This window comes from Kitasatospora sp. NBC_00458 (genome assembly GCF_036013975.1).
GTDB lineage: Bacteria > Actinomycetota > Actinomycetes > Streptomycetales > Streptomycetaceae > Kitasatospora.
Window position 1 is genome coordinate 7,839,034 of record NZ_CP107904.1, and the last position, 13,624, is coordinate 7,852,657.

The 13,624-nt window shown below is 74.0% G+C and carries 14 protein-coding genes; 8 read left to right on the forward strand and 6 right to left on the reverse strand.

All coding sequences use genetic code 11. The features are described from left to right. Nucleotides 1-129: 129 nt before the first annotated feature. Nucleotides 130-1,077, reverse strand: coding sequence for an IclR family transcriptional regulator (locus OG550_RS32015; RefSeq protein WP_327683456.1), 948 nt, complete (start codon nt 1,075-1,077; stop codon nt 130-132). Between the two features lie 320 nt (nt 1,078-1,397). Here OG550_RS32015 and OG550_RS32020 point away from each other — a divergent pair, with 320 nt between their 5' ends. From OG550_RS32020 to OG550_RS32035, 4 genes are all read left to right on the forward strand, one after another. Next, nucleotides 1,398-2,708, forward strand: coding sequence for an extracellular solute-binding protein (locus tag OG550_RS32020; RefSeq protein WP_327683458.1), 1,311 nt, complete (start codon nt 1,398-1,400; stop codon nt 2,706-2,708). A gap of 32 nt (nt 2,709-2,740) precedes the next feature. Then, nucleotides 2,741-3,718 carry a carbohydrate ABC transporter permease gene (locus OG550_RS32025; protein WP_327683460.1) on the forward strand — a complete coding sequence of 326 codons (978 nt, stop codon included), beginning with the start codon at nt 2,741-2,743 and terminating at the stop codon, nt 3,716-3,718. Continuing rightward, entirely contained in the window at nt 3,715-4,563 is an 849-nt protein-coding gene (locus OG550_RS32030; protein ID WP_327683462.1) for a carbohydrate ABC transporter permease, read from the forward strand. The genes OG550_RS32025 and OG550_RS32030 overlap by 4 nt, the downstream gene beginning before the upstream one ends. Nucleotides 4,564-4,662: 99 nt before the next feature. After that, nucleotides 4,663-5,184, forward strand: coding sequence for a nucleotidyltransferase domain-containing protein (locus OG550_RS32035; protein WP_327683464.1), 522 nt, complete (start codon nt 4,663-4,665; stop codon nt 5,182-5,184). 128 nt (nt 5,185-5,312) lie between these two features. Here the strand turns inward: OG550_RS32035 and OG550_RS32040 are convergent, their stop codons facing one another. Both OG550_RS32040 and OG550_RS32045 read right to left on the reverse strand, forming a co-directional pair. Beyond that, a complete protein-coding gene (locus OG550_RS32040) occupies nt 5,313-6,209 on the reverse strand; it encodes a VOC family protein (RefSeq protein WP_327683466.1) in 897 nt (298 codons plus the stop codon). Between the two features lie 103 nt (nt 6,210-6,312). Continuing rightward, nucleotides 6,313-6,954 carry an alpha-ketoglutarate-dependent dioxygenase AlkB gene (locus OG550_RS32045; protein WP_327683468.1) on the reverse strand — a complete coding sequence of 214 codons (642 nt, stop codon included), beginning with the start codon at nt 6,952-6,954 and terminating at the stop codon, nt 6,313-6,315. Between the two features lie 184 nt (nt 6,955-7,138). On the opposite strand from OG550_RS32045, the gene OG550_RS32050 reads away from it, so the two are divergent. After that, nucleotides 7,139-7,411, forward strand: a complete 273-nt coding sequence (locus tag OG550_RS32050; protein WP_442906115.1) for a hypothetical protein — start codon at nt 7,139-7,141, stop codon at nt 7,409-7,411. 70 nt (nt 7,412-7,481) lie between these two features. On the opposite strand, the gene OG550_RS32055 is transcribed toward OG550_RS32050, so the two are convergent. The 3 genes from OG550_RS32055 to OG550_RS32065 all read right to left on the reverse strand — a co-directional run bounded on the left by OG550_RS32055 (nt 7,482) and on the right by OG550_RS32065 (nt 10,391). Continuing rightward, entirely contained in the window at nt 7,482-7,982 is a 501-nt protein-coding gene (locus tag OG550_RS32055; RefSeq protein WP_327683470.1) for a hypothetical protein, read from the reverse strand. Nucleotides 7,983-8,374: 392 nt separating this feature from the next. Then, on the reverse strand, nt 8,375-9,685 hold the full coding sequence (locus tag OG550_RS32060) for an MFS transporter (protein WP_327683472.1): 1,311 nt from the start codon (nt 9,683-9,685) through the stop codon (nt 8,375-8,377). 253 nt (nt 9,686-9,938) lie between these two features. Next, complete coding sequence (locus OG550_RS32065; RefSeq protein WP_327683473.1) at nt 9,939-10,391, reverse strand: iron chaperone; 453 nt, start codon at nt 10,389-10,391, stop codon at nt 9,939-9,941. Nucleotides 10,392-11,386: 995 nt separating this feature from the next. Here OG550_RS32065 and OG550_RS32070 point away from each other — a divergent pair. The 3 genes from OG550_RS32070 (at nt 11,387) to OG550_RS32080 (ending at nt 13,582) form a co-directional block, all read left to right on the forward strand. Continuing rightward, nucleotides 11,387-11,770, forward strand: a complete 384-nt coding sequence (locus OG550_RS32070) for a hypothetical protein (RefSeq protein ID WP_327683474.1) — start codon at nt 11,387-11,389, stop codon at nt 11,768-11,770. Next, nucleotides 11,767-13,095, forward strand: a complete 1,329-nt coding sequence (locus tag OG550_RS32075; protein ID WP_327683476.1) for a hypothetical protein — start codon at nt 11,767-11,769, stop codon at nt 13,093-13,095. Before OG550_RS32070 ends, OG550_RS32075 begins: the two co-directional genes overlap by 4 nt. An 82-nt stretch (nt 13,096-13,177) precedes the next feature. After that, a complete protein-coding gene (locus OG550_RS32080; protein WP_442906116.1) occupies nt 13,178-13,582 on the forward strand; it encodes a roadblock/LC7 domain-containing protein in 405 nt (134 codons plus the stop codon). Nucleotides 13,583-13,624 lie beyond the last annotated feature (42 nt).

Genomic DNA, 13,624 nt, shown 5'->3' on the forward strand with positions numbered 1-13,624 from the left:
GTGCGACCCGGGCCTGGCGCTCCAAGTCGGACGGGGTCCGGTACCTGAGAAGGTGCCGGGCCCCGTCCGCGTTTCCGGGCCCGTGCGGGAGCGGGTGCTCCCGGCCGGCGGCCGGTGTCGGGCGGCCCGTCAGGCGACCGGCCGGTCGGAGCCGAGTTCGCGGGAGATGCGCAGGCCGACCTGGGCGACGACCGGGCCGAGCGCGCGGACGCGGGCGGCGGTCATCCGGGAGGTGAGGCCGGAGACCGAGAGGGCGGCGGTCACCTCGCCGGTGTGGTCGAAGATCGGGGCGGCGACGCAGCGGACCTCGGGCTCGTTCTCGCGGTCGTCGATCGAGTAGCCGCGGGCGCGGATCCGGGCGAGGTCGGCGCGCAGGTGGGTCTCGTCGGAGATGGTCCACGCGGTGACCGGGCGCAGGCCGGCGGCGACGACCTCGGTGACGGCCTCCTCGGGCAGCCAGGCGAGGATCGCCTTTCCGGTGGCGGTGCAGTAGGCGGGGGCGCGGCTGCCGACCCGGGAGGCCATCCGGACGTTGGTCTCGTCCTCGACCTTGTCGAGGTAGACGATGCCGGGTGCCTGCCAGACGGTGAGGTGGACGGTCTCGCCCGCCTCGCGCTGGAGCCGGCGCAGGTGCTCGGCGGCGACGCTGCGCAGGTCGAGGGTGGAGAGGTAGGCCTGGCCGAGCCGGAGCGAGCCGTGGCCGAGCCGGAACCAGCCGGTCTCCCGGTCGCGGTCGAGGAGGTGCTCGTCGAGGAGCGGTCCGGTCAGCCGCAGGACCGTCGACTTGTTGAGGTCGAGCGCCTCGGCGAGCTGGGCGAGCGGGACGCCGCGGCCGTCGCCGTGGTCGCGGACGTAGCCGAGGACGGAGAGCGCGCGGCGCAGGGAGGACGACTGGTTGCGCTCGCCCGTGGTCTTCCTGGGCTTCCCGGGCTTCCCGGAGCCGTCCGCCGGGGCGCCGGCCGGGCCGCCCGCGGGGGCTTCGGCGGTGCCGCCCGCCGGGGCGTCCGCCGCGGTGTCCGCGGTCGCGCCGCCCGCCGGGCCCGCGCTGCCGGCCGCGCCGACCGCCTTCTCCGTCATCGGTCCGTTCCCCTCTCGTTCCGCCACCGACTGCGGCGGTTGTCGAACCGTACCCCCTCGCACCACGGTTACCGCGTTTTCGATACAGCGTTGTGCATTGCAAAACTTCCCGAACGGCCTCTTGTTGGCCGCGAGCGCCCGCGCCTAACGTCCGTGGCATCGAGCAGGCGACGCAGCCCACCCGAGCGGTCGCTCTGCCGTACCCCCACATCAATGCGTTCACGCACCCACCATCGGCCCCGGTCAGGGCCTGCTTCGACGTGCTCGTCCCCAGCGGCGCACGTCTCGGCGGCAGCTGTCGGGAGGGGAGGTCTCCACCCATGCGAATCGTCAGACTGACCGCCGCGGCCACCGTCCTCGCCGCCACCTGTCTCGCGGCGGCCGCCTGTTCGCCCGGCACCGCACTGCCGGCCGGCGACAAGGCGGGCGACGACAAGACCGGCACCCTGCAGGTCTGGCTGTACAACGAGGCCGGCAACGCCGCGAAGGAAGCGGTGGTCGGCAAGGCGGTCGCCGAGTTCCAGGCCTCCCACCAGGGCGTCACCGTCAACGTCAGCTACATCGACACCGACGCCTCGGCCCGCGCCGCCAAGATGAAGGGCGCGTTCAACGACCCCAACAGCGCTCCTGACCTGGTCGAGTTCGGCAACACCGACCTCCCGGGCTACGTCGCGGCCGGCGGCCTCGCCGAGATCGGCGCCGACCTCGACAAGTGGAAGGAGAAGGGCGACCTCGACCCGGCGATCGCCAAGACGGCGGTGCTCGACGGCAAGACCTACGGCCTGCCCTGGTGGGTCGCCGTACGGGCGCTCTACTTCCGCACCGACCTGTTCACCGAGGCCGGGCTCGCGGCCCCGACCTCCTACGCCGAACTGGTCGCCGCCACCCAGAAGATCCACGCCGCCCACCCGGACACCTTCGGCATCGCGGTCGGCGGCAAGTACACCTTCGGCGCGCTCCCCTTCGTCTGGGACGCGGGCGGCGACATCGCCACCAAGGACGGCGGCACGTACAAGCCCGCGATCGACTCGGCCGCCTCGCAGGCCGGCATCAAGCGCTACACCGACCTCTTCGGCGAGAACGGCTGCCCGGCCCAGCAGTGCGCCGACCTCACCGGCGGCAAGACCGTCGACCTCTTCGCGGCCGGCAAGTCCGCGATGGCGATCCTGCCCAACTCCAGCCGCAGCAAGGTCGACGCCGGCCCGGTCAACGGCAAGTACGGGGTCGTCCCGCTGCCCGGGGAGAAGGCCGGTTCGATCGCCCCGGCCTTCGCCGGCGGCAACAACCTCGGCGTGATGAAGGCGGCCAAGCACCGCACCCTGGCCGTCGAGTTCGCCGAACTGCTGGCGAGCCCCGCGTACCAGGAGCAGATGTACGACGCGATGGGCAACCTGCCGACGCTGAAGTCGGTCAACGGCAAGGTCACCGCCAAGGACGCCTTCCTGAAGCCGTTCACCGACACCATCGCCGCCGGCACCAAGTTCGTGCCGCTGCACCAGGGATGGGCGCAGATCGACGCGCAGGCCGTCATCCCGACGATGCTCCAGCAGGTCGTCACCGGAAAGGCGGACGTGGCGAAGGCGTCGGGAGACGCCGCCACGCAGATCACCTCGGCCTTCGCGGCCCACTGATCGCCGGCCCCGCGAGAGAAAAGGTCCCGCACGTGTCAGCACCCACCACGACCGCCCCGGCGGCGCCGCCCTCCCCGAGCGGGCGGCGCCGGGGCACCGGCCCGGCCGCGCCCCCGCGCGGCCGGCGCCGCCCCCCGCTGCTGCTCCTGCTCCCGGCCGCGATCATCATGATCCCGCTGGTGGCCTACCCGATCTACCAGCTCGGCCTGCTGTCGGTGCTGGACTTCGGACAGGCCCAGGCCTCCGGCGGTGTGCCGACCAGCTTCGTCGGCCTCGGCAACTACCGGAAGATCCTCGGCGACGGGCAGTTCTGGTCGGTGCTGACGCAGACGATCGGCTTCGCCGCGTTCTGCGTGGTCGCCACCCTGGCGGTCGGCGCCACCCTCGCCGTCCTGCTGACCAGGGTGGGCCGGGTCTCCCGGCTGGTGCTGACCACCGCCGCCATGGCGGCCTGGGCGGCGCCGGCGATGACCGGTTCGACGGTGTGGAGCTTCCTCTTCGACACCAACCTCGGCCTGGTCAACAAGACCCTGGTGAGCATCGGGCTGAACGGCTTCCACGAGTTCAACTGGTTCTACGACAAGTGGACCGCGTTCCTCATCGTGGGCGCCGTGGTGGTCTGGCACTCCTTCCCGTTCGTCATGGTGACGCTCTACGCGGGCATCAGGGCGATCCCGAGCGAGGTCCTGGAGGCCGCGGCGCTGGACGGCGCCGGCACCTGGGCCACCTTCCGCCGGATCACCGCCCCGATGCTCCGGCCGATCCTGACCATCGTGGTCATCCAGTCGGTCATCTGGGACTTCAAGGTCTTCACCCAGATCTACGTGATGACCGAGGGCGGCGGGATCGCCGGGCAGAACCTCGTGCTCAACGTGTACGCCTACCAGAAGGCGTTCGCCTCCTCCCAGTACGGACTCGGTGCGGCCATCGGCGTCATCATGCTGCTGATCCTGGTGATCCCGACGGTCCTCTACATCCGCTCGCTGCGACGGACGGGGAATGAACTGTGAACACCCGTAGCCGCCGGCGGCTCGCCGCCAACTCCATCGCCCTCCTGGTGGCCGCGGTCACCGCCTTCCCGATCTTCTGGATGGTGCTCTCCGCCTTCAAGCCGAAGGGCGAGGTCCAGTCGCTCGACCCCCGGCCGTGGACCGCCCACCCGACGCTGGAGAGCTTCCGCCAGGTGCTCAGCGTCGACGGGTTCGGCCGGTACTTCCTCAACAGCCTGGTCATCGCGCTGTCCGTGGTGGTGCTGTCGGCGCTGGTGGTCTTCCTCGCGGCGGTCGCGGTGACCAGGTTCAGGTTCAGGTTCCGCACCACCATCATGGTGATGTTCCTGATCGCCCAGATGATCCCGGTCGAGGCGCTGACCATCCCGCTGTTCTTCATGTTCCGCGACGCGGGCCGGCTCGCGCCGGGCGTCGGTCTCAACACCCTGGCCTCGCTGATCCTGGTGCAGCTGGCGTTCTCACTGCCCTTCGGGATCTGGATGATGCGCGGCTTCGTCGCCGCCGTACCGGTCTCCATCGAGGAGGCCGCGCAGATCGACGGCGCCAGCCGGTCCCGGATCCTGTGGCGGATCCTGCTGCCGCTGGTCGCCCCGGGCCTGGCCGCGACCAGCGTGTTCTCCTTCATCGCGGCCTGGAACGACTTCGTCTTCGCCAAGACCTTCATCATCAGCGCGACCGAGAACCAGACCCTCCCCTCCGCGCTGCTGGTCTTCTTCAAGCCGGACGAGAACGACTGGGGCGGCATCATGGCGGCCTCGACGCTGATGACCGTGCCGGTGCTGATCTTCTTCATCGCGGTGCAGCGCAAGCTGGTCTCCGGTCTGGCCGGCGCCGTGAAGGACTAGGGGTCCCGGCCCCTGGACCCCGCGTCCCTCGTGCAGGGGGAAATACCGCGGTGGAGGAGCTGAGGCGGGTGTAGCGTCCCGGTCATGGAGGTGGGGTCCATGAACCGGGAACGCGCCGACGGGCAACTCGCCCAGATCGCCGAGACGGTGGGCCTGGCCCGCCGTCTCGGCATTCGCGTCTGGCTGCGCGGCGGCTGGGCGGTGGACTTCTTCCTCGGGGAGCTCACCCGCGACCACGAGGACATCGACTGGTTCGCCGCGGCCGCCGACGCCCCCGCGCTCGCGGCGGGTCTGCGCGGGCTCGGCCACCGTCCGCTGGAGGGTGCGCCCCCGGAGCAGCAGCTCGACTTCGTCAGGGACGGCCTGGAGTCCTCCTTCGCGCTGGTCGAGCCGCTGCCGGACGGCCGGGTGCTGGTCGCCGGCGGCCCGTGGGCCGGGACGGCCTGGCCGGAGGGGCTGCTGGACGGCCCGGTCGGGCGGCTCGGCGGGGTGGAGTGCCCGGTGGTCGGCCCCGGGGCGCAGATCGAGATCAAGCGGATGATGCCGGTCTGGGACCCGCGCCGGCCCCGGCGGGCCAAGGACGCCGAGGACATCGCCCGGTTGCGGGCGGCCCTCGGCTGAGCCGTGGCGACTGCGGGTCGACAGCCGGCCCGGGTGCGTGCGGGCCGGATGCCGTGCGGCCCGGGTGCGTGCGGGCCGGGTGTGTGCGAGCCGGGTCGTCCGGTGCCGGCCGGGCCGCACGCGGCGTCTCAGGCGGCCGGAGGGGTCTCCGTCGACGGGACGCCGATCAGCGTGAACTCCGCCCCGCCGTCGTCCCGGACCACGGCCCGCCGCCCGAACGGGGTCGGCGCCGGTGCGGCCGCCACCACGCCGCCCAGCTCGCGCACCCGCTCGGTGGCGCGGTCGGTGTCGGCGGCGCCGAAGTGGACGCCCCAGGCGGACGGGGCAGCCGCCCGGCCGTGCCTGTCCGGGGCTCCCCGGTCCGTTCCCGCGTCCGCGGCCGCCGGGGTGGCCGCCGGGGTGGCGGTACCCGCGATCGCACCCGTACCGGTACCCGTATCCGTACCCGTGCCCGTCGCCGTGCCCGCCTCCGCCGTCGGGGCCCGGCCGATCCCGCCTGCCACGGCTCCGCCGACCCGGAACACCGTGCCGCCGTCCGCGCCCGTCGCGTACTCGTACCCGAAGACCCGCCGGTAGAAGTCCCGGGCCGTGTCCGGCTCGGGGGAGAGGAGCTCGCTCCAGCTGAACGCGGACGGCTCGTCGACGAGGCCCGCGCCCTGCCAGAGCAGTCCGCACCGGAGCCCGAACACCGCCCCGCCCGGGTCGGCCGCGACCGCCGCCCACCCCTGCTCGGGCACCTCGAACGGCTCCCGGAGGATCCGCCCGCCGGCCGTCCGCACCCGCTCGGCCGCCCGTCCGACGTCCGCCACCGCGAGGTACGTGGTCCACGCCCGGGCCCCGTCCGACGGCCGCGCCACCAGGCCCGCGACCTGCGCCCCGCGCAGCGTCGCCACCGTGTAGCCGGGCAGCCCGACGAACTCCCACCCGAACAGGCCGCCGTAGAACGCGCGGGCCCGGGGGAGGTCCGCCGCGCCCAGCTCCACCCAGCAGGGGACGCCCTCGCGGTACCTGTCCGCCTTCGGCATGCCGGCCTCCTCGCCGCCGGGACCACCCGCGCCCCGTGGCCAGCCTCCGCCCCCGCCCGGCAGCCGGCAAACCGGGCGGGACCCGGCCGGGCACCCGTACCGGTCAGAGCACCCCGCGCGGCCGGAACTGGACGCTGATCCGCGGTCCCACCGGCCGGGCCGTCTTCGGTACGGCGTGTTCCCAGGTCCGCTGGCACGAGCCGCCCATCACCAGCAGGTCCCCGTGCCCGACCGGGTACCGCACCACCGGGCCGCCACCGCCCCGCGGGCGCAGCAGCAGCGCCCGCGGTTCCCCGGTCGAGACGATCGCCACCATGGTGTCCTCGCGCGCGCCGCGCCCGATCCGGTCACCGTGCCAGGCCACGCTGTCCCGCCCGTCCCGGTAGTAGCAGAGCCCCAGGGTGCTGAACGGTTCGCCCAGCTCGGCCGCGTAGTGCGCGCCGAGCGCCGCCCGGGCCTCCCCGAGCACCGGGTGCGGCGGCTCGTCCTCCTCCCGGTAGGAGGCGAGCAGCCGGGGCACGTCGACGGTCCGCTCGTACATCTCGCGCCGCTCCGCCCGCCAGGGCACCTCGGCGGCCAGCCGTTCGAACAGCTGGTCCGCCCCGCGCAGCCACCCCGGCAGCAGGTCGACCCAGGCGCCCGCGCCCAGCACCGTGCGCCGGACGCCCGCCAGCGGTCCGAGCGAGATCCCGGCCGGGCCGGTGTCGTCGAACAGGGAGGGTTGGAGCGGGAGGGTGCCGTGCATGGGTCCAGCGTACGCCGATATCGAACAGGTGCTCGAATATTGTCGAGCGATGGCCCGCCCGGCACCGCACCTCACCCGCTGTGCCGAAACGCGATAGGTGTCACCTGCTCGCGGTAACCGTCACCGTCGTGGCCACGGCCGAGCCGTGCCGACGTGAAGCGGGTGTCGCGACGGCAGCGCGTGCGTGGCCTGCTCCGACCTGGCGGCATCCGGCAAGGTGCTTTCCGCCCGGGACGTCCGCCCCGACACCGGCCTGGCCCGTCTCTCCTACGGCCAAGCCGCCCGCGCACTGCTCGACCCGCACACCGCGCACACGGAGCCGGGCACCGGCCGGGACCTGCACGAGTACCGCCACTCCGGTCTGACCCGCCTCGGCGAGCAGGGCGCCTCCGAGCTGATGCTGTGCCTGCAGTACCGACCCGGCACCCTCGACGCTTCACAGCGGGTACCAGCCTGACCCTCGACGCGCCGCACGCCTCCTGACCAACCGAAGTCAGCAGGCGTGCGGGGCACCGGGGGGCCGCGGCTCAGGGGAAGGTCACCTCGTAGTTGCCGTTCTTGAGCGTGAAGTGGGCGACACCGGTGACACCCTCGTAGGCGTAGTTGCCACCGGTGATCGTGCCGTCGAACTCCTTGGCGGCCCCATCACCGAGGGGAACGACCACGGACAGCGTGACCTGCTTCTCCGGGCCGTACTTGAGCAGGCTGGTGCAGTACAGCTGGTCGGGGCCGGCCTCGACCTTGCTGCAGGTGGAGTAGATCGTGCCGATGGTGTTCTCGCCGTACTGGTCGAGGAGTGCGGTCCGGGTGCCGAAGGAGTTGCCCAGCTCCTGAGGGACTCCGCCCTGGGCGGTGGTGTACCCGCTGCTGCTGATGGTGACCCACGGGATCGACACGGCCCGGTGGTGGGCTCCGCCCGGGTTCTGCCCGTCCGCCAGGGCCGGCGCACTGAACGCGGCGGCCGCGCCGAACGCCGTCCCGGCCAGGACGAGGGCGAGCGTGCGCTTGGTGCGCAGGGCATGGTGCATGGAGTCCTCCTCGGACACGGCGGGCTCTCTGCCCGCATCGGGGGGTAGTCGAGCACACCGGGGCCGGCTGGCGAGGTGCCCGCAGGTGCCCTCTCCGACGGTGGCTGAGGCAGCCGCTTCTCCTTGGGGCGCAAGCGGATCAGTCGCCTGCGGACCTCGTGCGGCTGGGCCGTCCGCGTGGTCACGACCCTCACTCGAACGCCCGCCAGATTCACCCGAAGGCCCCGCCGGCGCTCGATGCACCCGTCACCTGAGGTGCCGCCGTCCACGCTCATGAGGGGCCTGCGGGATCGCGCTGTCCACGCGAGTCCGACGCTGCCCGTCCCGCCGTCGGCGGGACGCACCCCTGGCGGCAGGTGACGGAGAGCGCGAGCACCGCCCGCAGGTGACGACTACCGCGTCTCCGGGGGCCGGCGGCGTGCCCGGTCGGGGCGCGCCCGTTCGGCGCCAGGGGCGGCCCCGGGCCCCGGGCCGGCCGCCGGCTCGGGCCGGACCCGGTGGCCGTACCCCAGCACGGTGGCGGCGGCGAGGAGGGCGACGACGCCTCCCAGCACCATCACGGTGGAGGGGGAGGAGCGGTCCACCACGAGGCCGCCGGTCAGGGCGCCGATCGACAGGGTCGCCTGGAAGGACGAGGTGAACAGCACACCGGCCGCCTCCGGGGCGTGCGGGGCCGCGGAGAGGAACCAGGTGAGGGAGCAGACCGGCACGGCGCCGTACGCCGCGCCCCAGAGCATCAGCAGGACGGCGGCGCCCGGACCGCCGGTGCCGAGCAGGGGCAGCAGCAGGGTCGAGGCGGCGAGCAGCACGGCGGCCGTGCCGAAGACCGGACGGAGGGCGCCCGCCGCGCGCCCGCCGGCGAGCACGTTGCCGAGCAGTCCGGCGGCGCCGTACGCGAGCAGGAGGCCGGTGACCAGGCCGGGGCCGGCGTGGGTGGTGGCCGCGAGGAACGGGGTGACGTAGGTGTAGCTGCCGAAGTGGGCCAGCACGATCAGGAAGGTCACGGCGAGGCCGGTCCGGGTGCCCCGGCCGGCCAGCAGCCCGCGCAGCACGCCCAGGCCGGTGGCGGTCGGCGGAGGGAGGGGCGGAAGCGACACCAGCAGGGCGGCCAGGGCCAGCAGGGTCAGCACGGCCATCACGAGGAACGCGGCGCGCCAGCCGGCGAGCGATCCGAGGAACACGCCCGCCGGTACGCCGAGGACCGAGCCGAGCGGGACGGCGGTGAAGAACAGGGTGGCGGCCCGGCCCTGCCGGTGCTCCGGGACGAGCCGTGCGGCGAGCCCGGAGCCGATCGACCAGAAGGCCCCGATGACCAGGCCGAGGGTGACCCGGGCGGTCAGCACGGCCCAGTAGGCGGGGGCGAAGGCGTTGAGCAGGTCCGCCAGGACCAGGAGCAGCAGCAGGGCGCAGAGCACCGTCCGGCGGTCGGCGTGCCTGGTCGCCACGGTCACCACCGGTGCGGCGACGGCGGCGACGATGCCCGGGAGCGTCATCATCAGCCCGGCGGTGCCGTCGGAGATCCGGAAGGTCGCGCCGATCGGGGTCAGCAGGCCGATCGGCAGGATCTCCGTGGTGACGATGGAGAACACGCCCGTGGTGACGGCCAGTACGGCGGGCCAGCCACCGCTCCGCCCGGGGGAGTCCGGGCGGCGGGGGCCCCGGCCGGGCGGGCGCGAAGCGGGGTGGAGGGCGGTGTCGGCCATGCCGGAGGTCCTGTCCGTGGGCGGTGGGTGTCACCACGAAGTCCACCAAGCGGGCAGGGGGTAGGTCTGGCGTGAATCCGACCTCGACGTCCGGGCCGTCCCGTTCGCGGCCGGGTCGGCGGACGGGCGACTGCGCCCCCGGGCGGGTCGGCCCACCGACTTCCCGCGCTCCGGTGCCGGTCGCGCTCCCGGTCGCGCCCCGGTCGGCGCCGCGAGGAGGCCGCCCGGACCCCCGGCCGGACGGGCGCGGCCCTCAGCCCACCGCGCGCTTCAGGAGCTCGGCGATCTGCGCCTCCGCCTCGGCCGTCACCTCGGTCAGCGCGAAGGCGGCCGGCCACATCGTGCCCTCGTCCAGCTTCGCGAGGTCGCTGAACCCGAGCGTGGCGTACCGTGCCTTGAACTTCTCGGCGCTCTGGAAGAAGCAGACGACCTTGCCGTCCAGCGCGTAGGCGGGCATCCCGTACCAGAGCTTCGGCGCGAGGCCGGGGGCGTTGGCGGCGACGAGGGCGTGCACGCGCTCGGCCATGACCCGGTCGGAGTCCGGCATCTCGGCGATCTTCGCGAGGACGTCCCGCTCCGCCTCCGCCGCCTTGTCGGCGCGCGAGCCCCGGCGCGAGGCCGCCTTCATCTCCTTGGCGTGCTCCTTCATCGCGGCCCGCTCCTCCGCGGTGAACCCCTCGTACGCGCCGCCGTCGGTGTCACCCATGGCAGAACTCCCCCCTTGACGGTCTCGGTGGGCCGGGATCCCCGGTGCGGGATCAGGGGGGACCATATCCTGACCCGTCGACAGCTTCGCGTCCCCGCGGTCACCTTGGCCCCAGGAGTCCCCGGGTGGAGCAGGGGGCGGTTCGGAGCGGGAGTGCCGACCCGGTCCGTACGAGGGGACCGGTGGCGTGGGGCCGTGGCCCGTCCGAGGGCCGACCGCCGGGCGCGGGAACCCCGGGTGGTGATCGTGCCGGTCGCCGGGACCGCGTCGAAGCGCACGCCGGCGGGGTGGTGCCGTTCGCTCGGCGGGGCGCCGTCGTTCGCCCTGACGGGTCGCTGCCGTTCGCCGGGTGTTCGATTTCTGATCAGGCCTGACGTCCTGCTAGTGTTCTTCCCGTCGAGAGGAAACGATCTTCGCGAAGCGAAGGGCGGCCTCCCGAGCAGGCGTCAGTGGTGCTACCGGAGCACGTCCTACTTTCAGTAGGGAGAGTCCGTTCAACCCGGGCCTGGCGCTCCATCCGAAGCGGTCGTTCCCCTCCAGGGGAGCGGCCGCTTCGTCGTTGTGCCGCCCGGCCCCGGCCCTGGCCCCGGTTTCGGCCCGCTCGCCCGGACGGTCCTATCGCAGGATCCGGCCGAAACCCATCGGCGTCGGCGACAACCCGCCAAGGTCGGGCTCCAGGTGGGTCGGCCACCCTTCGGGCACCCACTCTCCCGGGCTGCGGATTTGCGGGCCCCCATGACCTGACGGACCGTCAAAGGATGGCTGAAAGTAGGCCCCAATGGTGTGAATATGCCATTGGAACGTTCGTCGTACTGGATCGGGCAGTAGCCTTCCGTGTCGAACCCGCCACTGGTCGTGGTGGTCCGGCCGGTGCCGCGCGGCCTGGAGGTGTGCGCGCCCGGCTGTCCGGAACCCTCCCCGAAGCCTTCCGGTCCCCCGAAGCCACCTCAGCAGAGCCGTCCCGAAGCCGTCCCGAACCCTCCGAAGGAGCCCGAGTGCCGGGTATCGACGAATGCCTGTCCCAGGCGATGGCGATCGCCGGAGCCTGTGCCGCCAGTCTCATCGACTGGAGCAGCGGACTCGCACTGGGCAGCGTCGGAGTCAGCCCCACCGGCGACCACGATACGTCGGCCGCGGAGGCAACCGACTTGGTGCGGGCGGCTGTTGAGAGCCCGACCTTCACCGGGGCGGAGGACCGGCAGGCACCTCTCCAGGACATCATCGTGACTGCCGGGCGCAGTTACCACCTCCTTTGCTTCATCGATACCGTCTTCGACAGCCGGCTCGTCCTGCACCTCTGGCTGGACCGGAGCGAGGGCAACCTCGCCGGCGCCCGCTACCGTCTCCAGTCGCTCGCCGAGGAACTGGTGCTCGGATGACGAACTCCTCGACGAGCGGCATGGGGGTGGCGGCCCGGACCGTCGTCGGCTTTCGGCCACCGGCCGGGTGCCCGACGGTGCCGCCCCAGGCAGCCGGGCCCGGCCACGGTTCCGACTCCGTTCCGGCCGCCCGCACCGCTCCCGACGGGGGTTCCGCCCCCGGCCCGACCCCTCCTCCCGGCGCCGGTACCGGATCGGGCGCCGGCTCCACCCGCGGCCTCGGCCGGGCCACCGAGACCGGCTCCGTGGCCGCTCCCGCTCCCGCTCGCGCCGCCGCCCCCCTTCCCGTCCACCCCGGGTGGACGGCCGGCGCGGCCGTCGAACGGCTGGCCGCGGAACACGCCACCGGCGCCCTGCGCGGCCCCGCGGGCACGGTCTACCTCGTCGACGGACTGATCGCCCACGCCGAGTCCGACCGGACGCCCGACCTGGCCACCGTGCTCACCGCCTCGGGCCGGCTCACCCCCGAGGCCTGGCGGGAGGAGGTCCACCGGTCGGGCCCGTACGCCCGGGTCGGGGAGGCCCTGGTCGAACACGGCAGGCTCACCCGGGGGGAGCTGGAGCTGTGCCACCTCGGCGCCCTCTACGACGCGGCGTGCTTCCTCCTCGACACCCCGGACTCCCTCGCCTTCTGGACCTTCGCGCCGGGCGTCCGGCACTGGCTCGGCCCGGTCGCGGGGGTCGGCGTCCCCCGGCTCCGCCGGGAGGTCGAGCGCCGACGGCTCCTGCTGGACCGGATCTGGCCGTGGCCCCGGCTCGACACCGAGCCGGTCCGCCCGGCCCCGCAGCGCCTCGTCGTTCCCGGCCGCCACGCGCGCCGGATCCGCCCGCCGAGCCGGTACCAACGCGACCTGCTCGACCACGCGGACGGCCGAAGAACCCCGGCGGAGCTGGCCCGGCTGCTCGGCCGCTCGGCGTTCGCCACCATGGTGGACGTCCGCCGACTGGCCGCCGACGGACTGCTGCTCGGTCCCGGCCCGGAGCCCGGCCACGGCTCCGGAGCCGTGGCCGGGCCGGAGGCGGGCGCGGCTCCCGGGGGCGGGCCGAGAGGTCCGGCCGCCGCCGGGGCGCCGCCCGCGTCCGGTGGGCTCCACCGGCGCGTCCCCGGTGCGGCCCTGGCCGCGCTGGCCCCGGCGGCCCGTGCGGCAGCCGCTGCCGCTGCCGCCGCCGCTGCCGCCGCCGCGTCCGCCACTGCCGCCGCCGGTGCGCCGGCCGCCGGATCCGACCGACCACCTGGTCCGGCGGCGGCCCACCCGTTGACCGCCCCCGATCCGGACATCGCGCTGCTGATCCGGGTCCGAACCCTTCTGGAGGCCCGACTTTGAACCACTCTCCGCCCGCGACCCCGCCCTCACGGCCATGAGGCGGGCGCTCAAGCAGCGTGTCGGAAGGAGACAACTGATCGCCTTGGAGACCGAGCTGCTCGCCGAACTCCGCGCTCTCAGGCACCGGGTGCCCCACCTCGCGGGCGGACTGGTGGCCGGCGTGGACGGCCTGCTGGTCGCGCACGACACCCACGGGGCCGACCCCTCGGGCCTGGCGGCGATGACCGCAGCCTCGCTCGGCCTGGCCCAGCGGCTCGCGGACAGCACCGGCCAGGGCGACTTCCGGGAGTCGCTGGTCCGCGGCGAACACGGCTACGTCGCCACCTACGCGGCCGGCGGGAGCTGCGTCCTCACCCTCCTCGCCCACCCGGACGCGAACGTGGGCCGGCTGAACCTGGAGGCCCGCCGCTCCGCCAAGCGCATCGCCGCCCTCCTCGACGACACCCTCGCGCCCAAGGACGTGCGGGAGTCCCGGGAGGTGTTCTGACCCGCACCGCGCACCACCCGGCCGGCCGCCTCGGCCCGCCGG